Origin of the sequence: Streptomyces pimonensis, assembly GCF_041380215.1 — a bacterium.
Classification (GTDB): Bacteria; Actinomycetota; Actinomycetes; order Streptomycetales; family Streptomycetaceae; genus Streptomyces; species Streptomyces pimonensis.
Window position 1 is genome coordinate 1 of sequence record NZ_JAHWZY010000016.1, and the last position, 26,077, is coordinate 26,077.

Annotated in this window: 40 protein-coding genes; 7 read left to right on the forward strand and 33 right to left on the reverse strand. The window is 69.5% G+C overall.

What is annotated here, in order from left to right; genetic code table 11:
- Positions 1-33 precede the first annotated feature (33 nt).
- From KYY02_RS17355 to KYY02_RS17405, 11 genes are all read right to left on the reverse strand, one after another.
- Positions 34-435 carry a hypothetical protein gene (locus tag KYY02_RS17355; protein WP_371238870.1) on the reverse strand — a complete coding sequence of 134 codons (402 nt, stop codon included), beginning with the start codon at positions 433-435 and terminating at the stop codon, positions 34-36.
- Between the two features lie 104 nt (positions 436-539).
- Positions 540-776: a hypothetical protein gene (locus KYY02_RS17360; protein WP_371238871.1), complete on the reverse strand. Its 237-nt coding sequence runs from the start codon at positions 774-776 to the stop codon at positions 540-542.
- On the reverse strand, positions 773-1,036 hold the full coding sequence (locus tag KYY02_RS17365; RefSeq protein ID WP_371238872.1) for a hypothetical protein: 264 nt from the start codon (positions 1,034-1,036) through the stop codon (positions 773-775). The genes KYY02_RS17360 and KYY02_RS17365 overlap by 4 nt, the downstream gene beginning before the upstream one ends.
- 26 nt (positions 1,037-1,062) lie before the next feature.
- Positions 1,063-1,299 carry a DUF6011 domain-containing protein gene (locus tag KYY02_RS17370; protein ID WP_371238873.1) on the reverse strand — a complete coding sequence of 79 codons (237 nt, stop codon included), beginning with the start codon at positions 1,297-1,299 and terminating at the stop codon, positions 1,063-1,065.
- On the reverse strand, positions 1,299-4,127 hold the full coding sequence (locus tag KYY02_RS17375; protein ID WP_371238874.1) for a DNA cytosine methyltransferase: 2,829 nt from the start codon (positions 4,125-4,127) through the stop codon (positions 1,299-1,301). Before KYY02_RS17375 ends, KYY02_RS17370 begins: the two co-directional genes overlap by 1 nt.
- Positions 4,128-4,227: 100 nt before the next feature.
- Positions 4,228-4,557, reverse strand: a complete 330-nt coding sequence (locus KYY02_RS17380; protein ID WP_371238875.1) for a helix-turn-helix domain-containing protein — start codon at positions 4,555-4,557, stop codon at positions 4,228-4,230.
- The gene (locus tag KYY02_RS17385; RefSeq protein WP_371238876.1) at positions 4,458-4,766 is read right to left on the reverse strand and encodes a zinc finger domain-containing protein; all 309 of its coding nucleotides are present in this window, start codon (positions 4,764-4,766) and stop codon (positions 4,458-4,460) included. The genes KYY02_RS17380 and KYY02_RS17385 overlap by 100 nt, the downstream gene beginning before the upstream one ends.
- Positions 4,763-5,092: a hypothetical protein gene (locus tag KYY02_RS17390; RefSeq protein WP_371238877.1), complete on the reverse strand. Its 330-nt coding sequence runs from the start codon at positions 5,090-5,092 to the stop codon at positions 4,763-4,765. The genes KYY02_RS17385 and KYY02_RS17390 overlap by 4 nt, the downstream gene beginning before the upstream one ends.
- On the reverse strand, positions 5,089-5,706 hold the full coding sequence (locus KYY02_RS17395) for a zinc finger domain-containing protein (protein WP_371238878.1): 618 nt from the start codon (positions 5,704-5,706) through the stop codon (positions 5,089-5,091). Before KYY02_RS17395 ends, KYY02_RS17390 begins: the two co-directional genes overlap by 4 nt.
- A complete protein-coding gene (locus KYY02_RS17400) occupies positions 5,703-6,671 on the reverse strand; it encodes a hypothetical protein (RefSeq protein WP_371238879.1) in 969 nt (322 codons plus the stop codon). Before KYY02_RS17400 ends, KYY02_RS17395 begins: the two co-directional genes overlap by 4 nt.
- Positions 6,671-7,432, reverse strand: coding sequence for an HNH endonuclease (locus KYY02_RS17405; protein WP_371238880.1), 762 nt, complete (start codon positions 7,430-7,432; stop codon positions 6,671-6,673). The genes KYY02_RS17400 and KYY02_RS17405 overlap by 1 nt, the downstream gene beginning before the upstream one ends.
- A gap of 157 nt (positions 7,433-7,589) precedes the next feature.
- On the opposite strand from KYY02_RS17405, the gene KYY02_RS17410 reads away from it, so the two are divergent.
- Entirely contained in the window at positions 7,590-7,874 is a 285-nt protein-coding gene (locus KYY02_RS17410) for a type II toxin-antitoxin system Phd/YefM family antitoxin (protein ID WP_371238881.1), read from the forward strand.
- A gap of 53 nt (positions 7,875-7,927) precedes the next feature.
- On the opposite strand, the gene KYY02_RS17415 is transcribed toward KYY02_RS17410, so the two are convergent.
- The 20 genes from KYY02_RS17415 to KYY02_RS17510 form a co-directional block, all read right to left on the reverse strand.
- The gene (locus KYY02_RS17415) at positions 7,928-9,103 is read right to left on the reverse strand and encodes a hypothetical protein (RefSeq protein ID WP_371238882.1); all 1,176 of its coding nucleotides are present in this window, start codon (positions 9,101-9,103) and stop codon (positions 7,928-7,930) included.
- 67 nt (positions 9,104-9,170) lie between these two features.
- Positions 9,171-9,419 (reverse strand): WhiB family transcriptional regulator, encoded by a 249-nt coding sequence (locus KYY02_RS17420; protein WP_371238883.1) that lies wholly within the window; start codon positions 9,417-9,419, stop codon positions 9,171-9,173.
- On the reverse strand, positions 9,416-10,288 hold the full coding sequence (locus tag KYY02_RS17425) for a hypothetical protein (RefSeq protein WP_371238884.1): 873 nt from the start codon (positions 10,286-10,288) through the stop codon (positions 9,416-9,418). Before KYY02_RS17425 ends, KYY02_RS17420 begins: the two co-directional genes overlap by 4 nt.
- The gene (locus KYY02_RS17430) at positions 10,285-10,566 is read right to left on the reverse strand and encodes a hypothetical protein (protein ID WP_371238885.1); all 282 of its coding nucleotides are present in this window, start codon (positions 10,564-10,566) and stop codon (positions 10,285-10,287) included. Before KYY02_RS17430 ends, KYY02_RS17425 begins: the two co-directional genes overlap by 4 nt.
- Entirely contained in the window at positions 10,563-10,970 is a 408-nt protein-coding gene (locus KYY02_RS17435) for a hypothetical protein (RefSeq protein WP_371238886.1), read from the reverse strand. Before KYY02_RS17435 ends, KYY02_RS17430 begins: the two co-directional genes overlap by 4 nt.
- 60 nt (positions 10,971-11,030) lie before the next feature.
- Positions 11,031-11,543: a hypothetical protein gene (locus KYY02_RS17440; RefSeq protein WP_371238887.1), complete on the reverse strand. Its 513-nt coding sequence runs from the start codon at positions 11,541-11,543 to the stop codon at positions 11,031-11,033.
- On the reverse strand, positions 11,536-12,492 hold the full coding sequence (locus tag KYY02_RS17445) for a DUF5131 family protein (protein ID WP_371238888.1): 957 nt from the start codon (positions 12,490-12,492) through the stop codon (positions 11,536-11,538). The genes KYY02_RS17440 and KYY02_RS17445 overlap by 8 nt, the downstream gene beginning before the upstream one ends.
- A gap of 72 nt (positions 12,493-12,564) precedes the next feature.
- A complete protein-coding gene (locus KYY02_RS17450; RefSeq protein ID WP_371238889.1) occupies positions 12,565-13,395 on the reverse strand; it encodes a hypothetical protein in 831 nt (276 codons plus the stop codon).
- Complete coding sequence (locus tag KYY02_RS17455) at positions 13,392-14,279, reverse strand: PD-(D/E)XK nuclease-like domain-containing protein (RefSeq protein WP_371238890.1); 888 nt, start codon at positions 14,277-14,279, stop codon at positions 13,392-13,394. Before KYY02_RS17455 ends, KYY02_RS17450 begins: the two co-directional genes overlap by 4 nt.
- Complete coding sequence (locus KYY02_RS17460) at positions 14,276-14,401, reverse strand: hypothetical protein (RefSeq protein WP_371238891.1); 126 nt, start codon at positions 14,399-14,401, stop codon at positions 14,276-14,278. Before KYY02_RS17460 ends, KYY02_RS17455 begins: the two co-directional genes overlap by 4 nt.
- Before the next feature lie 119 nt (positions 14,402-14,520).
- Entirely contained in the window at positions 14,521-15,324 is an 804-nt protein-coding gene (locus KYY02_RS17465) for a DNA polymerase III subunit beta family protein (protein WP_371238892.1), read from the reverse strand.
- A gap of 108 nt (positions 15,325-15,432) precedes the next feature.
- Complete coding sequence (locus KYY02_RS17470; RefSeq protein ID WP_371238893.1) at positions 15,433-15,888, reverse strand: hypothetical protein; 456 nt, start codon at positions 15,886-15,888, stop codon at positions 15,433-15,435.
- A complete protein-coding gene (locus KYY02_RS17475; RefSeq protein WP_371238894.1) occupies positions 15,885-16,151 on the reverse strand; it encodes a hypothetical protein in 267 nt (88 codons plus the stop codon). The genes KYY02_RS17470 and KYY02_RS17475 overlap by 4 nt, the downstream gene beginning before the upstream one ends.
- Positions 16,148-16,351, reverse strand: coding sequence for a hypothetical protein (locus tag KYY02_RS17480; protein ID WP_371238895.1), 204 nt, complete (start codon positions 16,349-16,351; stop codon positions 16,148-16,150). The genes KYY02_RS17475 and KYY02_RS17480 overlap by 4 nt, the downstream gene beginning before the upstream one ends.
- A 1-nt stretch (position 16,352) precedes the next feature.
- Entirely contained in the window at positions 16,353-16,589 is a 237-nt protein-coding gene (locus KYY02_RS17485; protein WP_371238896.1) for a hypothetical protein, read from the reverse strand.
- The gene (locus tag KYY02_RS17490; RefSeq protein ID WP_371238897.1) at positions 16,586-17,065 is read right to left on the reverse strand and encodes a hypothetical protein; all 480 of its coding nucleotides are present in this window, start codon (positions 17,063-17,065) and stop codon (positions 16,586-16,588) included. The genes KYY02_RS17485 and KYY02_RS17490 overlap by 4 nt, the downstream gene beginning before the upstream one ends.
- A complete protein-coding gene (locus tag KYY02_RS17495) occupies positions 17,062-17,361 on the reverse strand; it encodes a hypothetical protein (RefSeq protein ID WP_371238898.1) in 300 nt (99 codons plus the stop codon). Before KYY02_RS17495 ends, KYY02_RS17490 begins: the two co-directional genes overlap by 4 nt.
- The gene (locus KYY02_RS17500; protein ID WP_371238899.1) at positions 17,358-17,636 is read right to left on the reverse strand and encodes a hypothetical protein; all 279 of its coding nucleotides are present in this window, start codon (positions 17,634-17,636) and stop codon (positions 17,358-17,360) included. The genes KYY02_RS17495 and KYY02_RS17500 overlap by 4 nt, the downstream gene beginning before the upstream one ends.
- A gap of 108 nt (positions 17,637-17,744) precedes the next feature.
- On the reverse strand, positions 17,745-18,071 hold the full coding sequence (locus KYY02_RS17505) for a helix-turn-helix domain-containing protein (protein WP_371238900.1): 327 nt from the start codon (positions 18,069-18,071) through the stop codon (positions 17,745-17,747).
- On the reverse strand, positions 18,058-18,255 hold the full coding sequence (locus tag KYY02_RS17510; RefSeq protein ID WP_371238901.1) for a helix-turn-helix domain-containing protein: 198 nt from the start codon (positions 18,253-18,255) through the stop codon (positions 18,058-18,060). The genes KYY02_RS17505 and KYY02_RS17510 overlap by 14 nt, the downstream gene beginning before the upstream one ends.
- A 289-nt stretch (positions 18,256-18,544) precedes the next feature.
- Here KYY02_RS17510 and KYY02_RS17515 point away from each other — a divergent pair, with 289 nt between their 5' ends.
- From KYY02_RS17515 to KYY02_RS17530, 4 genes are all read left to right on the forward strand, one after another.
- Positions 18,545-19,090, forward strand: a complete 546-nt coding sequence (locus tag KYY02_RS17515) for a helix-turn-helix domain-containing protein (protein WP_371238902.1) — start codon at positions 18,545-18,547, stop codon at positions 19,088-19,090.
- 134 nt (positions 19,091-19,224) lie between these two features.
- A complete protein-coding gene (locus KYY02_RS17520) occupies positions 19,225-19,413 on the forward strand; it encodes a hypothetical protein (protein ID WP_371238903.1) in 189 nt (62 codons plus the stop codon).
- A 24-nt stretch (positions 19,414-19,437) separates the two neighbouring features.
- A complete protein-coding gene (locus tag KYY02_RS17525; RefSeq protein WP_371238904.1) occupies positions 19,438-20,745 on the forward strand; it encodes a tyrosine-type recombinase/integrase in 1,308 nt (435 codons plus the stop codon).
- A gap of 186 nt (positions 20,746-20,931) precedes the next feature.
- Positions 20,932-21,609: a TetR/AcrR family transcriptional regulator gene (locus KYY02_RS17530; protein ID WP_371238905.1), complete on the forward strand. Its 678-nt coding sequence runs from the start codon at positions 20,932-20,934 to the stop codon at positions 21,607-21,609.
- On the opposite strand, the gene KYY02_RS17535 is transcribed toward KYY02_RS17530, so the two are convergent.
- Entirely contained in the window at positions 21,597-23,099 is a 1,503-nt protein-coding gene (locus KYY02_RS17535; protein WP_371238906.1) for an LVIVD repeat-containing protein, read from the reverse strand. The two genes, KYY02_RS17530 and KYY02_RS17535, sit on opposite strands and share 13 nt — an antisense overlap.
- A gap of 191 nt (positions 23,100-23,290) precedes the next feature.
- On the opposite strand from KYY02_RS17535, the gene KYY02_RS17540 reads away from it, so the two are divergent.
- A complete protein-coding gene (locus KYY02_RS17540) occupies positions 23,291-23,953 on the forward strand; it encodes a DUF305 domain-containing protein (protein ID WP_371238907.1) in 663 nt (220 codons plus the stop codon).
- Between the two features lie 61 nt (positions 23,954-24,014).
- Here KYY02_RS17540 and KYY02_RS17545 read toward each other — a convergent pair whose 3' ends face one another.
- Complete coding sequence (locus KYY02_RS17545; protein ID WP_371238908.1) at positions 24,015-24,530, reverse strand: DUF6214 family protein; 516 nt, start codon at positions 24,528-24,530, stop codon at positions 24,015-24,017.
- Between the two features lie 200 nt (positions 24,531-24,730).
- Between KYY02_RS17545 and KYY02_RS17550 the strand changes: the two genes are divergently transcribed.
- Positions 24,731-26,074, forward strand: coding sequence for an FAD-dependent oxidoreductase (locus KYY02_RS17550; protein ID WP_371238909.1), 1,344 nt, complete (start codon positions 24,731-24,733; stop codon positions 26,072-26,074).
- Positions 26,075-26,077 lie beyond the last annotated feature (3 nt).

Sequence of the window (26,077 nt, forward strand, 5' to 3'; positions counted from 1 at the left end):
GCACTAGGCCTGCGGGGCGGCCGGTGTTCTGCGTCATGCGGTGACGAACCGGCCCCACCGACATCCGGTGCACAGCCACGCCTCGCCCTCACGGAGGTCCGTGCAGTGGCGGGGCTCGTATTCGACGGGGCTCCCGCACTCCGGGCAGCGCTCGGGCCGGCCGTCCGGCTCGGCGTCGTCCACGACGGCCTCGTCGGCGGTGTGGGGCTCGGGATCGTTCACCGCGTAGGCGCTCGCCACCCGGTAGCCGCGGCCGGTGTACTTCGGCAGCAGCTGCTCCTCGATGTCCCGCCGGGCGTTCACGGCCGAGTAGGACTCGCCGTCCCCGCCGTCGACCTGGACGGTCTCGCCGTCAGTCAGCAGATCAATACTGATCTCATCGCCGTCGGCGTCGCGGACCAGGTTCCAGGTGTGCTGCACGTGCTCGTCACTCATCAGGTTCTCCTCCAGGCTGGTTTGCGGTCGTCCGGTCTCCCGGTCGGCTGGGTAGGGTGCGGGGCAGGCTCGGGGCGATACCAGCGCCCCGAGCCGACCTGCGTTCACGGGGTGGGGGTTTCGAAGCGGCGGCGAAGCGTCCACTGGTGGCGGCACTCGCTGTTGGTGCAGACGGCGCGGGTGCGGAGGTACTCGCCGCTCCAGACCTCCGCCTTCTTCGCGACGGGCCGGACGACACCGTCGTCGTCGATGACCGCGGCGCCCCAGACGTCGTGGACCTCGCCGTCCGCGACGACCTCCGCGGGGCCACCGCACCTGGTACAGAGCAACGGGCGGCTCATCGGGGCTCCTCGGTGGTCACGGGGGCGGGGCGCATCGGCTTCTGGCGGGCTCCAATGCAGGGCTCGCCGTAGGTGCCGTGCCGGTGCATCGGCAGACGGCCGTTCTTCAACGGCTTGAACACCCCACGGAGACCGGACGGGCACTTCTCCCGGGCGGGGCAGATAACCCACCCCACGAAGCCGTCGTAGTCGGTGAAGCCGGTCTCCAACTCGGCGCGCATCTGCTGCTCGCGCTCGTACTGCTCGTGTGTCATCGGCACGGGTTGTCTCCTCAGGGTTGATCTGGTCACAAGGACCAGAGGCTGGGCTGAATGGACTGGAGCGGCAGTTCGGTCTGCCCGGGGATCGGTTCGGATGGCGTATCGGCCGGGCGGAGCACGGGACGCAGCCGACGAGGACGAGCGCTGCGGGCAGACTCGATGCCCAGGCGCTCGGCGCAGACCCGGCCATAGCCGAGAGCGACCGCCTCCGGAGACGTAAGCCACCGGCCGCAGCCGCCCTCGCACAACCGGCGCTCCGGCATCAGGCCACGGCCTCGAAGCTGGCCGTCTCCTCGTGCCGGGACAGCTCCTCGCCGGTGATGGCCTCGACGAGGGCGCAGACGAGGACTTCGGCAGCGTTCGGGGTAACGGCGTTGCCGTACTGGCGGACCTTCTCCCGCTTGTTGCCGAGTACGACGTAGCTGTCGGCGAAGCTCATCGCCCGGCCGATCTCGTGCGGCTCCAGCATCCGGAACAGCACGTCATCGATGTCGACCTCGCCGCGCACCAGCGCGTACCGGTCCCGAGTCGTCAGCGCCCCGATCGGATCAGCGACGGACCGCGGGGCACCGTTGCCGTAGTACGGCACCAGCATGTGCTCCCACGTCAGCAGCGACTGGTGCCCGGCCGTCGTCATCGTCCGGAACGGCTCCGCCGGCGAGGTGCAGTGCTCGCCCCCGTCGCCCTTGCTGCCGTTGTTCCGCATCACCATCGCGGGCATCGGCGGCGTCACCAGGCCGTGGTGGTTCCCGGACGCGGTCACGGTGGCGAGAGACTCCGCCACGGTCCGGGCCACCGAGCCGCCGCCGCGGAGTTCAGCAATGAACGGCAGCCACGCCAACCCGGTTTCATTCCGGGTGGTCATGGCGCGCAGCGGGCTGTGCGCGGACGCTGCGCTCTTCCCTTCCCGACCCTCAACGGGAACGAGCAGCGGCGGAATGACAAGCGCGTCGTTCTCTCGAGTCGTGCGGGCGGGCATCGGGTCGGCGACCGAGGAAGCAGCGTTGCGCCACGTTCCGCCCGACGGGACGAGCATCGGCTCGTAGGCGAGCGCCTTCGTCGGAGTCGTGGTCTGCGTCGTCAACGGTGCATCCACCGGCCAGGTACGAACCCCGGGACGGCGCTCGAAGGTGTTCCCCGCAGCTTCCAGGGTGATCGGCCGGGCAAACTTCTTCAGCCCCGCCTCGATCCGCTTCAGCGTCTTCTCCGCGAGCGGCTTCGCCCGGTCCCCGATCCGCTGCCCGGGGATGGACCAGTCGATCGCCACCGCGGCGGGCAGTGCCTCCGGCTCGACGACCTGGTTGCGACAGGCGGTGTTCGGACACCGATAAACGTATTGCTGGCGGTAGCGGCCCATGTCCCGCTTCGGGTCCTTGAACACCTGCATCGCCTGCACGAACGTGTCACAGCCGGAGCACCAGGCGCGCGGCCGCAGCCACTTGTCCCAGTCCGGCGTCCGGCCCAGCGACTCGTGCCAGTAGCCCACGTACAGCCGGTCCCGGGACTGCGGCGCCGCGTGCACGGACCGCGGGTTCGCGTGCATCGAGTTCAACGCAATGATCCGCGTCCGATAGCCCAGCTTGTGGATCTCACCGATCCACCGGTCCCACTGGTCCCAGGCGCGGACGTCGACGACGTTCTCGACGATCCCGGCCTTCACCAGCCCGCCCCGCTCCTGCACACCCCGCAGGTACAGAGGCACCTCCTCCATCAGCGCCCGGGACTCCTCTTCGGCGGACGGCTCCGCCTCCTCCTCGTCCACGCTGGCGAGGAGGTCCAGGAGGCTGCCCTGCATGGCGCTGGCGAAGTCTCGGCGCTTCCCCTTCGCCACGCTCCAGTTCGTGCACTCCGGGGACGCCCAGAAGATGTCGGTCACCGGCCAGTCCCATACCGGCGCCTTACGGATGTCGCCCTGGTAGTGGCTGGTGGTCGGAAAGTTCGCGGCGTGCGACTCGATCGCCAGCTTCCAGTGGTTCGCGGCCCGCTCCACCCGCACCCCGGGCACAGCGTGCACGCCCTGGGAGGAGCCACCGGCCCCACAGTTCCCGGTCCAGTGCACCAATCCGTTGCGGCGGCACAGCCACGTCCCGTGCTCGACGGTGGGGCACCACACGATGCCGGTGTAGGTGGTCCACTCGGCGACCGCCTGACGCAGCGGCTTGGCCGTGACTCGCTCCAGAAGCGACACCCGCCACATCGGGTAGACCACACCCTTGTGCTGCATCTCCCACCGATGGATGGACGTCGCCCGCCCGGCGAGGATGGCGGCGAACTGGAATGCCTCGGCGCGGTCCTTCCGGTTCTGCGACAGGGACGAGTCCCGCGCCCCGTCACGCACGCGGGTGGTCCCATCGGCGAGCATCGACGTCTCCACCAGCAGGTCGAGCTGCTCGGCCGTGAGAGTGAGCAGCCAGGCCGGGTCGAGAACGTGGTCCGGGGCAGCGGCCAGGATGGGCTCCGCGGCAGCGACGTTGAGGCGCCAGTACCTGGTGCCCTCGTAGTCCGCGACGTTCCACGCGGGCTGGCCGACCCGACGGCCGGCTCGCCCCATGGGCGGCCCGTAGAGCGCGGTGAGCGCCTTCTCGATCCGCTCGCACTTCCCGGGGTTCACCGACGGCGACTGCGACAGGTGGAGTCCGCCGTTCGAGCGGTAGCTGCCCTCAGTCCACGCCCATCCGACGAGCTCGACGAGCGCGTCGTCGTGGCTGGCGTACTCCGGGTGCTCGAAGGGGGCGCTACGGACGACCGACGACTCCAGGGTGAGCTGGTCGGAGGTGCGGACCTGCCACTGCAGTCGGCGTCCGGACGGCGTACCGACGCGCTGCTGAACGGGCCAGCGGTGCCCGACCGTCACCAGCGCGGAGAGCGCCTTGCCCTCGACCTTCAGCATCTTCTCGTCGGTCAGGTCGAAGATGTTCATCCGCTGGATCGGCACCCAGCGCGCCACTCCATCCGCGGTGTTGAGGCTGGCGACCAGATCCCCCTCCGCGACCTGGTCGTAGCGCCGCCATCCGCGGACGGTGAGGATCTCGGTCTCGGTGTCGGCGCAGAACCAGTCCATGAGGGTCAATTCGTCGTCGTGGCGGTACATCAGGCGGCGTCCTCTCCGGGTTGGTGGGTGGTGTTGGGGTTGCTGCCGCACTTGGCGCAGGTGCACCAGCCCGGCGGCGGAGTCGGGGCGGGGGCGACGGTCACGCGGCAGCCCTCCGGCGCTCGGCCTGCCAGCGATAGACCGTGCGAGGCGTAACACCGATCAACTCGGCGATCTCCTCGACAGACGCGTCCCGCTCCAGCAACTGCCGGGCCGCGATACGCCGACCAAGACGAGTCAGACCGTGATCAGGCGACCGATCCCGAACAACGAACTCGACTTCCTCCTCATCGGCCGTGGACCACGTCTCACGGACCCTGTGCCAAGCACTCACGCGGCGGTCTCCCCGGCTTCCTGGTAGCGGCGGGCGTGGACGGTGAAGCGGGCGCGGCCCTCGTCGTGGCACGGCGTGGTCGGCTCGACCTGGCACTCGGGGCAGCAGGCGACCGACTGCGCCCACGCGGACACCCGCTGCGGGTGCGGCTGCGTCATCACCTGGTTACGGGTCCGGAGGACGCACGGCCGGTGCGCGGCGGCCCCGCAGTGCGGGCAGGCGACCGCGCGGGCCGGGTGCTGCTTCGCGCGCAGGACGTGGCGAATCGACTCGGGCATGGAGGCGGCGGGCGGGCGAGTGGTCACTGGTTCTCCTCGATGTCAGGCGGGCAGTTGCCGCAGTCGCAGGGCTGGTCGGGGAAGTGCTCGGTGTTGCGGTAATGCCGGACCGCGGCATCCCAGACTTCGGACGGCAGATCCCACTCGGGCGGGCGGCCCGGCGGGGACGTCCCGGCCGGCCAGGCGCCAGGCCGGTGACCGGGCGGACGCAGGGCGGGCGGCTTCTTCGCCGGTTCGCGCCGGGCCTTTCCCGCGGCGATCTGCTGCCGCATGAACGCCCGCAGATCCGCACCCCCGCCCTCCGCACGCATCGCCTTCACGTCCTCGACGTCCGGCTCCCAGTCGCCCGTCACGACGCCTCCTCGACGATGTCGGCGTCGTCCTGCTGGTCGGCGAGGATGCGGGCAGAGGCCGCCTTGCGGCGCTGGATCTCGGACTGCTCGTCCCGTCCGTGCCGAGCGGAATGGGGGGCGCGCTCCCGGCCGTTATCCATCCGGCAGGGCCGGCCTATCGGCGCCCCACAGGCGGGGCACTCGATACCGAGCGGCCCCGGCCGCTTCACCGCGGCCACCTCGTCCGGGATCTCCCGCCCGACGCCGGCCAGCAACTCGGCGACCGGACGCTGCCTCATCACCTGGCCGTCGGCGGCCCGGGTGCGCTGCCCGCGGAGGGCCGCGAGGTAGGCCTGCACGTCGTCCGGATCGGCATCCGGCACCTCAGCGGGAAGGCCCGGCCCCTGAATGTCCGCGGCGCGGTTATCGCGGGTCTGGCGGATCTCGGCGATGATCTCGGCCGGGCTGACGAACGGCTGCTTACGGGCTACCGCGGCAGCAGCTGTTCGGGCGTCGGCGAGGGCGAAGTCAGCGAGGACGTCGTGCCAGGCGTCCGGCGTGTACTCGTCGAACTTCTGCTGGGGGCAGAGGGCTCGCACGTAGCGGGCGAGCACCACAGTCTCGTCGGGGGTCACTGGTCCTCCTGCATGCGGGATTTGGCACGCTGCATGGCGCGGTCGAAGAGGTCGTTGGTCTCTTGCTGCTGGCGGGCGACGGGTCCGCTCTGCCCGACTGCGGTTGGCAGGTAGGCGATCCCGTCCTGCTGTTCCGGGGCTTCGAGAGAGCGCCAGCCCTGGACCCAGGCGGAGGCTCCGGCGGGCTGGCCCTTGAGGCGGGCCGAGTTGATGGCGTAGGCGACCATCGCCGGGACGCCGACCCGCTCGATGGCTTGGCGGGTGTACTCCCAGCCGGACTCACGGAGGTCCCAGGCGACGCCTGTAAGGCCTGCGGTGGCGATGCCGCGCTTCAGGTCTGCGAGGGGGTCAGGCAGACCGTCCGGCCGCGGCTCGCTAGCAGCACCAGTACTTCCGTAGGAAGTACTGGGGTATGGAGTGGCACCGGCATGGATACCCGTGACGGAAGCGTCACGCCGTGACAGACCCCTCTGACCTGCACTGCTGTCGGAGCTTTGAGATTTTTCCGAAGCACTTTCACTTTTTTTCGAGGACGAATCGAAGGTAAAGTCCCTCGATTCTTCGGCGTTTCGGTCGTCTTTCTGGGCTCCGGCACGGTCACCGCGGGCTCCCTCGCGGTGCTTCGACTGGCGGTCGCGGGCCTTCTTCCGCTCGGCCTCGGCGCGGGCGCGAGAGGTGTTGCGGCCGTCCTCGAGGAAGTCGTGGAAGACGTAGTCACCCGGCGCCGGGTTCGGGCATCCGTCGGGACAGTCGTGGCCGTGCTCGTGCCACAGGCCGGCCTTGACGAGCTTGGCGGCCTGCGGCTTGGTGCCGTACAGCTGGGCGACGACGCCGGGCACGATGCCGTCGGTCAGGTGCTGGGCGGCGTAGGAGCCGCAGCGCAGCCACAGACCGAGCGCAGCGTTCCCAGCCTTGATCAGCTTCGGGTGGGAGTGCGCCTTGTCGTCGATCCTGAACCAGGGCATCAGATGGCCCCGCCCTTGGTCGTCTCCGGCGCGGAGTCCAGGAAGCTTTCGACGTCCAAGCTGAGCTTGCTGCCAGCGCAGTGGGCGGCGTAGGTGACGTCGGTGCGGTTCCGCCCCGCGTCGAGCAGCTTGTGGATGACCGAGACGACCGCTTTCGTCTCACGTAGATAGGGGTCCCGGTCTTCCGCGGCATGGTTCCATGCGCTCGACCAGGCCTCGACGGCGTCGATCGTGGCGAGGAAGCGGCCATCGGCCGCGGATGCCTCCCTCCACGGCAGCTGGATGTACGACTGGAGGTCCAGGGCGTTCTGGAGGCCGGCCCTGTATGCAGGTTCGGTGAGGTCGACTTGCCCCGAGTAGCCGCAGGCGAGAACCTTGTAGGTCTCCTCCATGAACCATCGCTTCTCCTGCTGCGATGGCCTGCGCCCCGTCTTTTCGTGGGCCCATTCCCACACCATGCAGAGGTGCAGCGCGATGATGTCGTGCCGCTGCTTCTCCTCGTTCTTCAACTGTGCGGCGCGACGGAACGCCTCCTGATCCACGTCGACAACGGGTTCCGCATTGGGCAGGCTGCTGGTTTTGCCAGCGTTGCAGTCGGCGCAGGAGGCGACGAGGTTGTCGGGCTTGTCGCTGCCGCCGAGCGACGTCGGGATGACGTGGTCGACGTTGAGCTTCGCATCGGGCGCCGCGGCGCCGCAGTACCTGCAGGCGTGGTTGTCCCTCCTGAGGATCTCGTATCGGAGGCGCTTGGAGACGGCCATCGGGTCTTCTTTCGGAGAGTGCTGGTCGAGGGCTTTTGGGCGCGCGGAACCAGGGCCTCTAGGGCGGCTTGTCACTGCCACCCCGCTTGTAGCCATCATAGCTAAGAAAGCGAAGTCGCTGTGGTGTGCAGCGTGACAAATCCGCTACGCTGTTGCCATGACCGCGACCCCCACCGAGCACCGCGCCAAGATCGCCGAAGCCCGTAACGTCCTCGGTGAGGTCATCTCGCGCGCCCGCTACGCCAATGAGCCGACCGTCCTCATCAATCGCGGCAAGGAAGCGGCCGTGATCGTCAGCTACGAGGACTACGCAACGCTCCGCGAACTCCGCGGTTACCTGAAGGAGCTGGAAGCCGGCACGACGCCGGACCTCGTGAACAAGGCGCGCATGCTCGGCGAAGCCCTGGCCGTGGCCAGGCGGCGCGCCCTCGACTCCGACTGACATTCCCCTCCTCACCTCCAGGTCCCGTCTGCGCGGGGCCCTTTTCGTGCCTGTCATGCGTTGATCCAGTAGCTGGTGGGCCTGTGTCTGTCGCAGCGCCATCCGGCGGCGTAGAAACGGGCAGGCTTGCCGCACTTGGGCTGGCCGGTGTCGCAGGCGCCGGGCACCGGACGCGGGATGGCGGGTGCGGTAGGCATTGGCTCAGGACGGTCGAGCCGCGGCGAGATGGACAGATCGACAGCTTGGGCGCGCATCGCTTCGAGCTGCAGTTCCTTGGATCGGGAGTGCCCGCCGCGACGACCTTTTCGGGTCCATGTCTTATCGGCTGGTGATCCGTCGGTCTGCGAGACAGCCGGGCTGGCTATGTAGGCGCGGTACTGGCCGTAAGACGCCATGTCGGTCCAGAAGAACCGAGGGGCTCGGAGCACCTTGGCGTCGGCGACGGGCATGTAGGCCCCGATCGGAGCGCCGCGCAGGACGTCGTCGAGCTGGCCGGCCGTGACCTGCCCGCGGGCGTGAGGCTTGCCGCAACCACTGAACTTGCGGTTCGGGCACTCATGGCCTTCACGCACGGTGCACGTATAGATCTCGATGCGGTAGATACCGCCTCGGAACTCGTGCCGATAGTTGGGGTTGAGGATGACCTTCGGCGGCAGGCCACCGTCGGTACGCAGGATCGGAACCTGGCCGCGGACCTTGTCGTTGGTGGCGTGCCACATGGCGGTGCGTCCGACTGCCGCCGCGAGACGGGTTCGTTCCGGTGCGCTGTAGCGGCCAGTGGCCCTGAACGGGGAGTGCTGGTGTTCGTAAGCGATCGTGAGAGTCCCGGTCAGCAGAACGTCCGCGCGGGTCTTCCTGTTCGGCGCCCACGCCTCCTTGCGGGGGTTGTAGCCCTCCGCTTCGCCGATCATGAACGCACGGTCGTTGTAGGCCCGGTGTTCTTCCGTCTCTACGGGCTCGTAGTCGTGGTCGGGACGTGACTCGCCCGGCTGGTGGCTGACGACGCGAGTGCCGGCGAGGTTGTACGTCTTCATCCACTGGATATCGCCGTACAGCTCCCAGCACTTGGCGCACTGGACCAGGCGGACCTTGGTCGAGTTCGCGTTCCGGCCACGCAGCTCCTCCCACTCGCTGCTAGGGAGTCCAGCCGCGTCGACGACTCCCCGATCATTACGGCGCGCGTAGGCGCGCACGTTGGTGTCGGTGATGATGACCTGGTTGTTCAGCACGTCTACGCGCTCCCCTCGGTTCCTCCGGGGCCCCGCCGACGCGGGGCCCTTTGTCGCGTGTGGTCGGTTAGTGGTGGCGTTGGGTTCGCGGCCGGCTGCGGCGTTCGGTTTCGGTGAGGCCGCCCCAGATGCCGTCGGTGATGCGGTTTTCGAGGGCCCATTGGAGGCAGTGGTGGGTGACGGGGCAGCGGGCGCAGACGGCTTTGGCGGCGGCGATGAGGGGTTGTGAGTAGGTGCCGGTTTCGGTTTTGGGGAAGAAGATGTCGGGGGTGTTTTCGCTGCTGCAGGCGGCGTGGTGGCGCCAGTCGGCGGTCATGCGGCGGCCTCCATCTCCGGCTCGGCGGCTGCCTGCTTCCGGTCACGCTTCTGGCCGGTGCGCCACTCGTGGACGATGGCGCGGATGGTGGAGATGGAGACTTCACTATTGAGGCGGTCGAGGATCTGCTCGGGCTCGTGGCCGCACCAGGCGAGGTGGATGATCTCCTCGCGGCGGAGGGCTGCGCGCTGGTGGAAGTTGAGTTCGGCGTCCGCCTTGGCGGGGTCGAAGGCGGGGTCGTCGATGTGCCCGTAGTCCTCCCACCACTGCGGGTCTCGCCAGCCTTCCCGGGCGGCTCGGTTCAGGGACCGCACCGACTTACCGGGCTGACCGCGCAGGTTGTCGTAGGCGGAGGCGACTGCTGCCGCAGTGCGGGCACTGACGTTGCCCGGCTGGGTGCTGACGATGTAGCGGATGGTGGCGAAGTCGAGGCGGCTGGCGTCCGCGATGTCGATGAGCTTGTGGCCGATGGCGACGAGAGCGTGGCAGCGGCGGATGCTGCCGATCGCGGGGATGGGCCGGTGGGGCGGCTGTACGTCGGCGGCCTGGACGGCGAGCACTTGGTTGGCGACGCGGCGGGTGATTTCGGCCCGTTCGCCGTTGAGGATGGCGACGAGGGTGGAGCTGGAGCAGGAGGTCGCGGCGATGAGCTGAGTCCAGCCGGCGCCTTCTGCGAACAGCTTCTTGAGGTGGGCTTGTGTGGGTTTCGCGTCGACCATGCGGGTGCGGCCGGATTCGTTGAGGAAGCGCCGCCGCTTGTCGTAGGTGTTCTCGGCGTCCCGGCAGGGGCGGCACGGGCATCCCTTGATCCCGGCTGTGGGGCGGCCTTTGGCGCGGGCTGTGGTGCCGTGTTCGGCGAGGGGCTTCACGGTTTCCCCTTCCGGGGTTCGGGGGCTTTCCAGGCGTCCCAGCAGTCGGCGAGGAGGTCGTCGTCGGTGCCGGGCTGGGTGTCGTCGGCGGGGGTGGCGGGGGTGAGGAGTTCGTTGATGTGGTGCGAGGCGTCCCGCAGTTGGCGGTGGATGCGTTTGGTGATCGCCCTGGCGGTGGCGATGACCGCGTAGAGGTCGATGCCGGGCCCGTAGGTGGTGATCTGCTGGTCGATCCACACCCAGGTGTTGATGGCGGCGGAGAGCTGGTCGAGGCTCATGCCGCCCTCTTTCCGGCGGCACGGGCGGCGCGTTGGGCGGCTCGGTGTTCGCGGCGGCGGCGTGCGACGGTTTCGCGGTGGTGGGCGGGGACACCGATCCACACGTGGACGAGGCTGCGGCGGCAGCGGGCGGACTGGCCGTAGTCGTGGTGTCGGATGATTCCGGCGTCGAGGAGCCGGCCGGGGAGGTTGCCCCACTGGCTCTTGGGGCGGGGCGGGTCGGGCAGGTCGTTGTCCCGGGCGACGGCGTCGATCGTGAACGGTCGGCCGGTGTCGGCGGCGGCAACGAATACGGGCCACACTTCGCTGATCCAGGCCTCGTAGTCGTCGACGCGGCGGCGGGACTTCGCGGGGGCCGGGGCCTCGAGGTGTATGCCGTCGAAGGTGGGCTGTATGTGGGACATCGTGGTCTCCTGGTTCCGGGCGCCGCCGCAGGTTCGGGCCGCGGCGGCACCCGATCGGGGCTAGATGGCCGTGGCGGGGAACTGGTCCCAGGTGCGGCCGTCCAGTTCGCGGCCGGCGTTGCCCTTGCCGACGCGGCGTCCCTGGTTCAGCACGAAGACCATTTCGTCGCGCAGTTCGTTCAGTCTTGGGCTCGGGTCGTAGTCCGGGCCGAACCATGGGTACGGGTCGTATCCGCGTCCTTCAAGGATGTGTTCCTGGGCTTCCAGCGCGATCCGTGCCTGCTCCTGCTTGATTCGCAGGTACGGCTGCACTGCGAGGATCGGTCCGACCGCGGCGTCCCCCTGGCGGGACCACTGGTACTGCACTCGATGCTGGGGGTTCTTCGGCTGGTAGCAGGAGACCGTTCCGCCCCAGAGAGATGCGGCGAGTTCGTGCGGCTGAGGGCGCGTACCAGAGATCCCGATGACGGCCCCGAAGTAGGCCTTGCCCTTGCGGACGGACCGATTGATGGTGATGAATCCGTCGCTGTCGATGACGCCCGCAAGGTAGGCGAAGGTCAGGCCATCAGACATTGACGAACTCCCGGACGCGCAGGTTGGCGGGGATCAGATCGAGATCGGCTCCCTTGCCCGGGATGCCGAGCTCGCGGGCTGTCGCGGTCCCGAGCTGCTTGAAGAAGAACGGGACGTTGGCGGCGGTGCACTGGTCGTGGAGGGAGCGGGCCCAGTCGGGGCTCATCGGTCGGGCGCCGTGTCCGGACTCGCCGCCGACGATGACCCAGCCGATGGGCTGGCCGTTCGGATAGCCGTTCCCGGTGTGGCTTCCGGTCCACATGCCCTCGCTTCCGCAGTCGGGGCACTGCTGCTGAAGCGGACCGGTGTAGAAGCGTCGGCAGTCCGGGCCCTGGCACCGCCAAGACGCGAAGCCTGCAGGCATCCACGGCGTGAGGTCGACCGGGCCGAGGAGCGGTTCGCAGGACAGGAAGCGGACGGCAGCGGCGGTGTCGACGAGGGCGGGGATGCGGAGGTCGGCGCGCTTCTGGTCCTCCACGCTCACGCCCAGCCACACGTTCGGCAGGGGCCAGACTGTGTCGTACAGGGTCTGCGCGGTCTCCTCGTCGGGCGCGGCTTCGAGCAGCCGCTGACCGCCGTCGACGAGGCTGCCGACCAGCGACTGCATCCGCCCATGCCGCTTGGTCAGCACCTGGTACGTGTGCTGCGGGGTGAGCGCCATCACCGCAAAGACGCGGGCGATGTAGCTGTCGGGCACGTCCTTGTGGAACAGGTCGGACATGCTGTTGACGAAGACCTTGCGGGGCTTCCTCCAGCGCAGCGGCAGGGTCAGCGCGTTGGGGCGGAGGGTGATGTCGAAGCCGTTCTCGAAGTGGTGGCCGGCCGTGCCGCGCCACCGCTCGGCGAAGGTTTCGGCGTAGCAGTTGTCGCAGCCGGGGCTGACTTTCGTGCAGCCGGTGACCGGGTTCCAGGTGGAGTCGGTCCACTCGATCGTTGTCGTGTCGCTCATGTGTGGTCTCCTGGTGGTGGTGCCGGGCTCCCGCCTGATTTGGGCGGGCGGGAGCCCAGCCAGCGGGGCGGGTTACTCAGTGGAGGCGGTGGCCGGCTTGTCGGCCTTACCGCCGGTCAGTTCGTCGGCGGACACGCGGGGGGCCGGGAACTCGTCCTCGGCCGTGACCTCGCCGCGCTGGATCGACTTGTAGATGACGATCAGTTGGGCGACGTCGTGCTCGGTCCACTTCGTCGACGGCCGGTCCAGGCGGTTCTCGATGCGGTCCGCGGTGATGCCGATGCCCTCGAACGTCCTGATGGCGTCGGCGACGCGCTGGGCGAGCGGCTTGCCGCCGCCGTCCCGCAGCGTCTGGTTGCACAGCTCCTTGGCCTCTTCGACGAACCAGGGCGGGAGGATCGCGAAGATCGCCTCACGGACGCGGCGGGCACCGTTGTTGGCGTTCGTCTCATAGATGTCGCGCATGTCGGTGAGCTGCTTGGGCCCGCTCTTCGTGTCGCGGCGGTGCGGGACGATGAACGTCGAGGAGTTACGGGAGTTGGTCTGAACGTCCCAGGCGAAGGCCTGCATCTCGGACTGCCCGTACTCGTCGTCGCGGCGCATCTCCACGAGCCCGTACTGGACGTTGCCCCAACAGCGGGCCAGCTCGCGGGCCAGGTGCACGGAGGCGCCGGTGATGGTCTGGCCGCCGCGGGAGTAGCGGAAGAACGCGCGCTCGGCGAGGCCCTGCTGCTTGCAGGACTCGCGCATCTCGGCGACGGCGGCCTGAATGTTGCGGGGGCACTGCTGGGCGACGACGACCGCGGCCTGGACTTCGGCGGCGGCACGGGACTGCTCGACCGCGGTGCCCTGCCCGATACGGGCCGGCATGTTGGTGGACGGGAGGGGGATGGGCTGGTTCACAGGTACTCCTGTTCGTCGCGCTTCTCCGCGTAGGGCGGGAGGGGCAGGTAGGTGATGCGGTCGTTGAAGCCGGGCCAGGTGTCGGTGCGCTGGCATTCGGCGTAGATCTGGAGCGCCCGGTCGTTGCGGGCGGCCCCGAGGGTGAGGGCGGGGAAGTCGAGCTCGACCAGGTGCACCAGGTAGGGCGCGGTCTTCGCCTGGAACACGAAGATGAACGCGGGCTCGATGTCGCCGGTGAGGCCAAGGGCTTTGACGGCGTCGAGGTACCAGGCGGCCTGGGCGTGGTAGCCGTGCTCGTACACGGCCCGCTGCAGGGCGCTGGGGTCGACGGCGCGGGCGGTCTTGTAGTCGACGACGACGAGCCGACCGTTCTCCTGGCGGTGGGGCATCCAGTCGGGTCGAGCCCGCCGCCACACGCCGTGGCGGGGGTCTTGCCAGAACAGGGACTGCTCGGCTATCCCATTGCCGGGGTTGAACAGGGCACCTGCGGTGGGGTGCTGGCGGATCGCGTCCGCCATCGCCTGCACCTGCTCGTACTCCTTGCGGAGCAGGGGCGTCTTGCCCTCGTCGTAGGCGAGGTCGCGGAGCTCGCGGGCGGCGACCTTCTTGTAGTCGGGGAAGTCGATGACCTGGAGCTCCGGGCCGTCACCGAGGACGAGTAGGTGGGCGGCGTGCCCGAGGTCGAACTCCCGCTTGCGGGGCTGCTGGTTGTCGCGTTCCCACTTGAAGAGGGCGGGGCAGCCGGGGTCGAGGAGCTTGCGGGCGCCAGAGGAGGAAAGGCTGCCGCCGGGCACGGGGTCGGCGTGGTAGACGTCGATCGGCATATCCGGGTAGATGCCGGGCTCGGTGACGACCTGCGCTTCGATCTCGACGGCGGCGGTCACTGCTGGCCCCGGTCGGTGCAGGTCTCGCAGAGCCCGGTGCGCGGGTCGAAGGGGCCGTCGGTGTCGCCGCAGTTTCGGCAACCGAGCGGGCCAGTGTGGTTTGTGGTGGTTTCGGTGCTCATGTGCTCTCCAGATGGGTGTGACTGTGGGTGGGCCAGCGCCCCGACCGGGGTGGTGGGGCGCTGGCCCTGGGTGGCGGTCGCGGAGCGGGGGCCTCGACGCGACCGCCGGCTCGGTCGGGTCAGGCGGCCGGGGTGAGCGGGCCGAACTCGGCGATGACCGTGCTGAGCGGGTGGTCCTCGGCGATGCCGACGAGCTGCATCAGCGGCTCCCCGTCATTGGCGTCACGGCCCGTGTACTTCCAGGGGTCGCCCTGCGCGTCGGCCCACTCGATGTCGAGTCGGTACTCCCGGCCCTTGACGAGGGCCTTAGGCGCCATGACCGACTCCCACTTCGCGAGCAGGTCCTCGCGGGTGACGTTGTGGACGACCGGCATCTGCATGCCGATGAAGTGGCCCATCTCGTCCATGAAGACGATCGGGGCGCCCGGCCGGGACTGCCAGTACTGCATGGTCTTGGCGGCCTCCTCCCAGCGGGCGAGGTACTTGGTGGTGACCCCAGTCATCGGGACGGGCTTCGCGTCGCCGAGCGCCTTGAGGAGGAGCTTCCGCCAGTCCGGGAACCGCTTGTAGGCGCGGGCGTTGTACTCGACTCGCAGGGATGATCCCTTGGCCTGGAAGGTGACGGCCATGGCGTCGTTGTCCTCGACGATGTCGATGGTGACGGTGCCGAGCGCGGCCTTGAGCCACTCCTGCACGGTGGCCAGCTGCTCCGCGGGGATGTGGACGTTGGTCCAGTGGGCTTCGGCCGCGACGTCAGCGCGGGCGGTGGCGATGGTGAAGCGGTCGGTGGCGGTGGCGAAGAGGTAGCCGTCGGCGACCTCCAGATGGATGGAGTTGATGACGGGCAGGGTGTCGTCGTCGCTCATGTGCGGGACGACCTGCTTGATCACCGCGTGCAGTTCGGCTGCGAGGATGGCGGTCATGGGAATCCCTCCGTGGGATGCTGGTGTCGGATCCCCGGGCGATTGCCGCGCTCGGGGGTTCTTGCTGCGCCGCCCGGCCGGCCGGTGTCATCCGGCCTGGGCGGCGAGTCAGATGCCCTCGATGGGCTGGGTGTCGTCGCCGGGGCCGAGGAGTCCAGCGTCGCGGGCCGCCCACAGGGGACGAACGTCGATGGGTGCGGTCGCCTGGTCCTCGGGCCCGTCGATCGGGCGAACCATCGGCGGGACGGTGACCGCACCGGCATTCGCCGCGGCGGCCTTGAGCGCGAGAAGCTCGGCGTACAGCTGGTCGTTCTCGGCGCGCAGGGCCTCAATGCTGGCGAGCTGCTGGACGACGATCTCCTCGGCCTCGTGCCGCTTGCTCCGCTCCTCGTCCCAGCAGGCGTACACGTCGTCGCGGTCCTGGGTGAGGAGCGCGAAGAAGTCGTCGGCGGCCATCTTGAAAGTGAGGAGACTCCTCACGTCCTCGCTGAGCTCCTCGACCTTGTCGACGGCGCGGCGCCTGCCGTGACCCTTCAGGCCGGGTATCAGGTCGGTGATGGTCACGGCGTCTCCAGTCCGGTGCGGTCGATGTAGCCGGCGGCTTCGGTGTCGGCGAAGTCGCGGGCGGTGCGGAGCTCGAAGTCGCGTTCACGGAGGGCGGCCAGCTCAGCGACGAGTTCCGCTTCGCGGGCGCTCAGCCGGGCGATCTCGGCGAGCGAGTCGGTGTCGACGGGCGGCGGCGGGTCGGTGTCGACGCCGAGCCAGCGGGCGAGGCCCGGGACGGACATCACCGGCGGCAGCGCGCCCATGTCGACGTGTGCGGTCATGAGACGGTCCCCTGTTCGTGAAGGCGCAGCCACTGGCGGCGCTGCTCGTAGCGGGCGTGGACTCGGGCGATCCGGTCGACGTACTCGGCGGGCGTCCACGGCTTCACCCCGCGGGCCCGGCGCGCGAACTCGGCCTCGACGCGGGCGATGGCGTCCTGCTCCAGGTCCGCTAAAGGACGGGCCTCGACGACCGCCGCCATGTCAGGCCACCTCCCGGAGGTTCTGCCGCTTCGTCCAGGCGGCGAGCTGGGCGACGGCCTCGGCGAGCTCGGCGACGGTGTCCGGGCTGGAGTTGGTGACGGTGATGGCGAGCGATTTGCCGGGCTCACCGATGACGAGTCGGGCCATCTGCTTGCCGTCGATGTCGCGGTCGTACTCGCAGCGGATCGGGGCGTCGTGCAGGTCGACGGTGATCCCGCCGTAGATGTCAGCGCTCACGATGCGGCCTCCTTCGGCCCGGGGTTGGTGGTGAGGGCTTCGTGGTTTTCGCGGGGCTCGTGGCAGCCGGCGCACAAGTCGGGCGCGACCGGGTTGCCCTCGAAGCCGGGGCAGCCGAGCATCCGCATCTGGATCTCAGCGACGGGGCACGCCGCCTCGTGCATGTGCTCGGCGATGCGTGCCCGCGCCTGGTCGCGTTCGGCGCGGACCGCGGCCAGCTCGGCGAGGAGCGCGGGGACGTCCTCACGGGCGTGGGCAATGAAGCGGGCGTTCGCGTAGCTCTCCGCATCGGTCCGGTCGGCGGCGAGGGTGGCGATGTCGCCGTCGTTCTCCATGCCGTAGCGGGTGGTCCGAGGCCGGGCTTGGATCGTGTACGCGCCGTTCAGGTCGCGGTGGGAGCCCCACAGGCCCCTGCTGGCGGCGTCGGCACGCTTGGCGATCTCGGCTTCACGTTCGGGCGTCAGACGGTCGCTCATCGGGCCGCCTCCTTGGCCTTGACGTGCGGGCATCGGGCGGCAAGGTCTACCTCGGCGCGGTAGCGGTCCCAGCTCATGAGCTCCATGCGATAGCCCTGCCGCTGGTACTTGTCGCGCTCACGCTTCAGCGGGTAGTGCTCGCGCCACGCTTGCTCCTCGGTAGCGAACGCTTCGTCACCGAACGCGGCAGTGAGGGCTCCGCAGGGGCAGCCGCACGGCGCCCACGTGATCCATGTGCAGTCGGCCAGCGGCCGAATCTGACCGTCGACCTGCACCATCAGCGTCAGCTCGCTCATGCCGCACCGTCCGAGCGGTCGCGGGCTTCGACGAGTACGGCGGAGTACATGTCGATGTGGCCACACGGGTTGGTCCAACGGTCCACGGACAGCCACTCGCCGTCCTCGTGGAAGTTGTGGTTGCGGATCGTGTCGACACCGCGAGGGCCACCGCACTGTGGGCAGCGGTCCGAGATCGTGACCTTGCGGATACGGACGCCGACGTAGTCGCGGCCGGTGCCTCGGTCGCAGACCCGGACCGTTATGGTCCCGGTGGTCTGGGATGATGGCTTCACGTGAAGCCCCTTTCGTTTCGACTGGCTCGGTAGGGGTGGATCACGAGGCCGTTCCCGTAGGCGCGGGGGCGGCCTCTTCGCTGCCGTCAAGCAGCAGCACGGACCGACTCAGGCGGCGTTGGCGTACCTGTGCGGGAGGACCTCGCCCTGCGCCTGGATCTGCCGGATGTGGTCGGCGGTCAGGCGCGGCGTCCTGCCGACGTAGGTGAAGGGGATCCGGCGGGCCCGAATGTTCTCGGCGACCCAGTTCTCGGTCTTGCCGAGGATCGCGGCGGCCTCTTCGGGGGTGAAGCAGCGCAGTTCGAGGCTGGCCATGGTCTGCATGGAGGTCAGCTGCTCGACCGCGGAGGTGAGCCGCAGGATGAGCGTGGTGTCGATCTCGGTGGTTCCCCCCGCACCGGCCGCAGTGGGGGGATCCAGGTCATTCCTGATCACGGGGCGTCTCCTTGTGGGTTATCGCGGTTATGGGCACGTTCAGACGGTCGGCGTAGCGGTGGAGGGTTTCGGCCCCCGCGCCCTGTTGGTCCTTCTCGACTCGGGAGAGGAAGCCGGGGTCTCGGCCGATGTCTGCTGCGAGCTGCCGAAGGCTGATTCCTTGTGCCTCGCGGATTGCCTTCATTGCGGCTCCGTTGTGTCTCACAGGCACAACGTAGACGCATCGAGGATGGAAGCGCAAGGCATTCACCGGGATTCGTTGGGTGTTCGCTGGGTTCCATCTGGTGCCCGTTGGGCCGTTGCGGCGTGAACCATGGCCAGAGGTGCACGGCGCGCACCGGCGTACTTACGGGGTGGAGGCGCAACGAGGGGCTAACGAAGCAACAAAAAGCGCCCCCTAAGACCGATCAATCCTGGTCAATTGGGGGATTCGGTGGGTGCGCGTTGCCTAACCGTGCGGCATGATGAAAGCCATGACAGAGGACCGGACCAAGCTGCAATGGCCAAAGCTCGCAAGCGCCATCCGAGCGGCCCGCGAAGCACGCCGCCTCACACAGCTCGCCCTCGCCGAACTCGCCGGCATCAGCGAAGGCACCGTCCAGAACCTCGAAGACCCCTCCCGCCGGCCCGGCCGCATTCCACCCTCGATCGACAAGATCGAACCTCACCTCGGATGGGCGGCGGGCTCCAGCATGACCATCCTCAACGGCGGCGAACCCACCCCCGCAGCCGCCCGCGAAACGTCTGCCAGCCTCCGCGGCGGCAAAGACAAGCTGCGCGAGAAGCTCCCCCTACGGATCGTCGACGAGCTGGAGAGCGACGACACCTTGCTCGACTCCCAAGTCATCCAGCTCCCCGGTGTCAAGGGCGTCCGCATGACCGTCGTCGTCCACGGCCAGCCCGAGGCCACCCCCGAGGAGATCCAGGAAGCGCTACTCGCCTGGCGGCGCGCCGAGAGCCGGCTGCAACGGCTGCCCGACGAGGAGGATGACGACCCCCAGGCCGCGAACGGCTCGTAGCCGGGCGCGCACCAATCGCACACATGTCCTCCCTAAGCCGCCCCGAATGTGATCTCATATCAGCACCACGAGGGAGGGGCGCCCGCGGGGGTCTTGGGGGACCTATGAGCGTGCGGGTTGTGCGTGTTTCAGGAATGCCGTTCAACGTTGACATGTGGGTGGAAGACCGGGACGACGGGCGGTTCACCGTCTACGTCGACCGTAAGCTGATCACCAAGCGCGGCGCGCAGATCATGCAGCAGATGCTGAGCACCACTGTCACCGGCTGGCAGCGGCTGGACGAGGTGGCAGTCCGTACAGCTCTGCGCGCCGTCACCGGCTGACACGCGGGTTCGGTGAGGTGATCCATGGCGTATGCGGAGAAGCGGGGCCCAAACCGGTGGCGGGGCAGATATCAGCGCCCCGACGGCACCTGGGGGTCGGTCACCCGAGACGACAACGGGCAGCCGTTCACGACGAAGAGGGCCGCCAAGGACTACGCGACCGGCCTCGAGACGGACGTGCGGCGCAAAACGTTCCTCGACCCGAGGAACGGCCGCATCACCGTCGGCGAGTGGGCGGAACTCTGGATCGAGTCGGTGGAGCTCGCGAACCGCAGCGACACCACCTACCGGCAGAGGCTGCGCTCGGTGATCCTGCCGCGGTGGAAGGACGTTCCTGTGGGGGACGTGTCCGAGGTCGCGGTGAAGGTGTGGGAGCAGCAACTGCGGAAGCAGTACAAGCCGCGTTACGTGAAGAGCGTCATGTCGGTGATGCGGGTCATGTTCGACGACGCCGTCTCCTCGAAGGTCCGCGCCGACAACCCGGTGCCCACTCTCAAGTCACGGCGGCGCGGCCGGTACAAGGGCAAGCAGCAGCACGACGAGGTCGTCATCGCCACGCCCCGCCAGGCCTATCTGCTGGCCCGGAACGCGCGTGAGATGCGTGGCCTGGTCGGCTACACGATGGTCCTCACGATCGCCTACTGCGGGCTGCGGATCTCGGAGGTCGCCGGCCTGCGCCGCGAGCACCTGCTCCTCGAGGACCACGGCCAGGGGTGCCGTCTGCTGGTGCAGGAGCAGTCCCAGTACGTGGACGGCAAGAAAGCGCAGGTGGCGCCGAAGTACGAGTCGACGGGCAGCATCATCCTGCCGCCGTTCCTCGCCGAGCTGCTGCGCGAGACGCTTGCCTCCCACACCCATGAGTGGGTGTTTCCCAGCGCACGGGGCAAGAAGATGGACGTCGGCGCGTACTTCTACGCGGACATCTGGCGTCGGTTCGTGGACGGCCACAGGGCGCAGACGGACCGGTTCGGCCGGCCCTCTCGGCTGCCAGACATGCAGGCGGTCGCCGGGATCGAGAATCTGGTGCCGCACGGGCTGCGGCACAGTATGAAGGTGTGGCTGGACGAGCTGAAGCATCCGCGGGTGGCGGTCGAGGAGCGGATGCGGCACACCATCCCGGGCGTCGAGGGCACCTACTCGCACACGACGCTGGCGATGGAGAAGGAGATCGCGACCGACCTGCAGAAGCTGTGGGAGGCGTCGGTGGCCGTGGTGGACGACCCCGGGGAGTGGGAGCCGGCCCGGCCGCGGCGGAAGAAGGGGAGCGAGTTGATCTCCCAGGAATCTCCCACACCCAACGAACATGGCCCGAAGGGCGGTGCTGGGGCATGATGGAGAGGGCATCCGAGCTGGGCTTTAACAGCAGGGGTTGCGGTTCCCGTTAGGAATCTGACCGTTCACCTCGGACGATCCCCCGCGTCGCCCGAGGTGAACGGCACCCCGGAAAGACCCGTCAGGGGGCCTCACCGGACGCGCTGAGTATAGTTGGCTGGCAACCAGTCAACGCAGGAGTCCAGCATGTCCCCGCGCAGCGCCCTGGTCAATGAAGAGTTGCGGAGGCGTTCGAAGGAGAGGCTTCTGCACGCCGCCGTGGAGTTGGTCGACGAGCACGGGTACGAGGCGACGACGCTGGGCGACATCGCCGACCGGGCGGGCTCCGCGCGGGGCCTGGTGTCGTACTACTTCCCGGGAAAACGCCAGCTCGTGCAGTCCGCCGTGCACCGGCTGATGCACCGCACCCTGGAGGAGGCCCTGGAGCGGGAGCCGCGCACCGAGGACGGCCGGGAGCGGATGGCACGGGCCATCGACGCGATCCTGGGCCTGGCGCGGGACCGGCCGCTGCTGATGCGTCAGCACATGGCCGGACTGCTGCAGGCCGAGGGGCTCCTGCCCTGCCCCGAGCAGCGGCGGCTGGCCGAACTGCTGGGCGACACCGTCGCCCGGCACGGCTCCCACGAGGTGGACGCGGACTATCCGATGCTGCGCGCCCTGTTGATGGGCGCCGTGTACGCGGCCCTGATGCCGGGCGCGCCCATGCCTGTCCCGGTGCTGCGCGCGGAGCTGTTCAAGCGCTACCGGCTCGACTGGGAGATGGGTGTCCCGCCGGACACCGAGGTGCCCGGCGGGACGGGCGGGAAGGACCAGACGGACATCTCCCGGTTCTTCGCCACGGAGCCGGACGCTCAGTCGAAGTAGTCCGGCTGGGTCTGCACGTTGAGCTCACGCAGGTGGACCCGGCGGGCCGGGTCCGTGCGCCGGTCGTCGATCCTCAGGACGTCGAAGCCCTTGGCGATGTCGTTCGAGTAGATGTAGCCGTTGTAGTAGTACGCCGACCAGGAGCCGCCGGTGATGATCCGCTCCGTGCTCAGCGGACCGCGCTCGAAGTAGGCGATCTCCTTCGGCTTCGAGGAGTCGGTGAAGTCCCAGACGGAGACGCCGCCCTGGTACCAGGCCTGGACCATCAGGTCCTTGCCCTTGACCGGAATCAGCGAGCCGTTGTGGGCCACGCAGTTCTCGGTGTCCGCCTGGTGACGGGGGATCTTGAAGTAGCTGCGGAAGACCAGCTTCTGCCGGTCGCCCGTGCCGACGATGTCGTAGATGCCGTCCGCGCCGCGGTTCGGGCCGATCTCCGCGTTGCAGGTGGCGCCGCCACCGCCGCCCAACTCGTCGGTGAAGACGACCTTGTTCGCCTTCTGGTTGAAGGTCGCCGAGTGCCAGAACGCGAAGTTGACGTTGTCCTGCACCCGGTCGATCACCTCGGGCCGCTCGGGGTCCTTGATGGAGAACAGGATGCCGTCGCCCATGCAGGCGCCGGCCGCCAGGTCCTTCGACGGCAGCACGGTGATGTCGTGGCAGCCGGTGGTCTTGGCGACGCCCGGGTTGGTGGGCCCGCCGGGGTTGCCGCCGCCGTCCGGGCCCTCACCCGGGAACAGCACCGGGAAGCCGACCAGCGCCGCCTTGTGCGGGGCCTTGCGCGGCACCTTGATCACCGAGATGCCGTCGTGCGGCGGCTGGCAGTCGGGGTAGGCCGCGTTCGGCGAGTACGAGGAGACGTAGATGTAGACGTTCCTGCGCTCGGGCACCAGCGTGTGGGTGTGCGAGCCGCAGGCGGTCTCGACGGCGGCGACGTAACGCGGGTTGTGCTTGTCGCTGACGTCGAAGACCTTTATGCCCTCCCACGAGGACTTCTCGGTCGCCGGCTGCGTGGTGCTGTTGCAACTGCTGTCGCTGCGCGAGGAGTCGGTGGACAGGAACAGCAGGTCGCCGGAGACGGAGATGTCGTTCTGCGAGCCGGGGCACAGCACCTGGGCCACCGTCTTCGGCGCCTTCGGGTTGCTGATGTCGAAGATGCGGAAGCCGTCGTAGTTGCCGGCGAAGGCGTACCGGCCCTGGAAGGCCAGGTCCGAGTTGGTGCCGGGCAGCGCGTCCTTGGGGATGTTGGCCACGTGCCGGATGTTGCCGGAGTGGACGATCTCGTCCTGACCGGGTATCTCGCCGCTCCGGACGGCCTCGCGCGCCTCGGCCTGGGCGCTGCGCGAGACCTCCTTGCCGGAGGCCGGCGAGTCTCCGGGGTCGGGGATCGCCGCGGCCGGCGCGGCGGTGAGCAGTGCGGCCAGCAGTCCGCCGGCCGCCGCGGCAACTCCCAGGCGTCTGCCTTGGGTTCGGGAAACGCTCAACAGGATCACTGTTTTCCTCCCTGGTTCCGTTCACCTCGGAACGGTTCTCGCACCGGCAGTATCGCCATGGGCATGCACATACCAACAGGGGGTAACACACGTGCAACGAAGTTTTCTGATCACTGTCGCGCGGAAGCATGCCAGGACGGTCGTCGACACTCACGAGGTGTCCTGCAACCCGCCAGCCACAGGAGGTCCTTGTGCACTACCGCCGTGTGTCACGCGTGTCCGTCGCCGCGGCCGGGCTGACCGCTCTGGCCCTGCTCGGGCTCGTGGGCTGCGACTCCGGCACGGGCGAGACCGGGTCGGCCGCCGGGGGCGGCCCCTCGGTCATCGCGCCGGGTGAGCCCGGGGAGGCCAACCGGACCCTGTCGGCCGAGGAGGCCCGACGACAGCGCGTCGAGGACGACTCCCCCAACTCGGCGGACGTGTCCTACGTGCGGATGATGATCCAGCACCACGCGCAGGCCCTGGAGATGACCGCACTGGTGCCGGACCGCGCCGAATCGCCGAAGATCGTCAAGCTGGCCGAGCGCATCGCCGCCGCGCAGCAGCCGGAGATCGAGGCGATGAAGGGCTGGCTGAGGAGCCACGACAAGGCGGAGCGGGACGACGGGCACGGGCACGAGCACGCGACGATGCCCGGGATGGCCACGCAGGCCCAGCTGAAGCAGTTGCGCGCGGCCGACGGCAAGGCCTTCGACCAGCTCTTCCTCACCCTGATGATCACGCATCACCAGGGGGCGGTCACCATGTCCACCGAACTGAAGGGGCAGGGCAACAACATCCGGATGGAGGAGATGGCGGACGACGTGGTGGCCCAGCAGACCAGCGAGATCAGCCGGATGCGCGCCCTGATGTGACGGTGCGCCACACGTGTCCCGCCCGGCCGGCGCCCGGCCGGGCGGCTCAGCGCCGGGCGGCTCAGCGCCGGGCGTGCCGCGAGGGCAGCAGTCCCGCGTCGCGCGTCCGGCCGATGAGTCTGAGCGCACCGCGCCGGCTGTACCCGGTCTCGTCCATCACGGCGAGGACCGGATCGGCTCCCCGTTCCTGCGCCGCGCGGTACGCGCGTGCCACGGGACCGTACCCCGCCGGCTCCCTCGGCCGGGCGGGCCGCTCCCGGTGCGCGCCCGGCTCGGCCCCGCCCCCGGAATCCGGCTCGGTCTCGGCGCCGGGGTCCGGTCCGGCCCCGCCCCCGGGATCCGGCTCGGCCGCGGCACCGCAGGCCCGGGCGAGCGGCCCCTCGATCCAGTCGGCGAACAGGGGGAGGTCCTCCAGGGCCAGCGCGGGCCGGGCCCGTACGTCCTCGACGCAGACCCATCCCTCGCACACCGTCGCCAGCGCGTCGATACGGGCCCCGTCGTCGAAGGCCAGCCGCACATGGAGCCACCGCGTCGCCCACTCCCCCTCCCGCACCTCCCACGCGGGCCACACGGACACCGCGCCCTCCACCGGAGAACGATCGGAAAGATGAAGAAAAGATGCCTCGAGCACACACGCAACGTAACCGTGTGATCAGTTTCCCTCCGTAGGAACACGCACCCCGGGCGGCGGACGGCACCCTGTCAGCGGAGCGCGGACGGTGTCATGCTGGAGACACCAGCGATCTCCTGTCGATCCCCCGGGTGAGGAGTTCCGCCGTGCTGCGTGTCGCCGTCGTCGGTTCCGGGCCGAGTGGGTGCTACACCGCCCAGAGCCTCGTCCAGCAGGACGCCCGGGTGCGCGTGGACGTCCTGGACCGGCTGCCGTGTCCGTACGGCCTGGTCCGCTACGGCGTGGCGCCGGACCACGAGAAGATCAAGTCCCTGCAGAACACCCTCCGCACGGTCCTGGAGCACGAGCGCGTGCGCTTCCTCGGCGGAGTGCCGGTCGGACCGGGCGGGGTGCCGGTCGCGCGGCTGCGGAAGCTGTACCACGCGGTGGTGTACTGCGTGGGCGCCGCCGCGGACCGGCGGCTGGGCATCCCGGGCGAGGAACTGCCGGGCAGCTGGTCGGCGACGGAGTTCGTGTCCTGGTACAGCGCGCACCCGGACGCCGTCGACGACGGTTTCCTGCGCGGGGTGCGGTCCGCGGTGGTCATCGGGATGGGCAACGTCGCCGTGGACGTGACACGCATCCTGGCCCGGGGCGCGACGGAACTGAGCCCGACCGACATACCGCACGCGGCCCTGACCGCGCTCGCGGCCGGCCGGGTGGACCGCATCCACATGGTGGGCCGGCGCGGCCCGTCCCAGGCCCGCTTCACCACCAAGGAGCTGCGCGAACTGGGGACCCTGCCGGAGACGGGCCTCGCCGTGGACCCGGCCGAGGCGGCGCGGGACCCGGCGTACACGGACCCGTCCGCGCTGCCGGCCCCGCAGCGCCGCAACGTCGAGGTGCTGCGCGGCTGGGCCGGGGCGCCGGCACCGGGCGCCCGGCGGCTGATCCGGCTGCGTTTCTTCCTCCGCCCGGTCGAACTGGTCGCCCGGGAGGGCAGGGTGGGCGCGGCGCGCTTCGAGCGGACCGTGCCGGACGGCCACGGCGGCGTCACGGGCACGGGGCGGTTCGAGGACATCGAGGCACAGCTGGTGCTCCGCTCGGTGGGGTACCGCGGGGTGCCGCTGGAGGGACTGCCGTTCGACCCGGACCGCGGCACGGTGCCGCATCTCGCCGGGCGGGTGCTGCGGGAGGGCACCGCCGCTCCGGGCGAGTACGTGGCGGGCTGGATCAAGCGGGGCCCGACGGGCGTCATCGGCACCAACCGGCCCTGCGCGAAGGAGACGGTGTCCTCCCTGCTGCGGGACGCACCCTTCCTCACGGACCGCGACCTGCCCGGCGACCCGCTGGCGGCGCTGCGGGCCGAGGGCGTCGAACCGGTCGCGTGGGCGGGCTGGCAGGCGATCGAGCGGGCGGAGGCCCGGCTGGGCGCCTCCCTCGGCCGGAGCGTCGTCAAGCTCCCCGACTGGGAGTCCCTCCTGTCGGCGGCTCACGGAGCGGACGGGTGACCC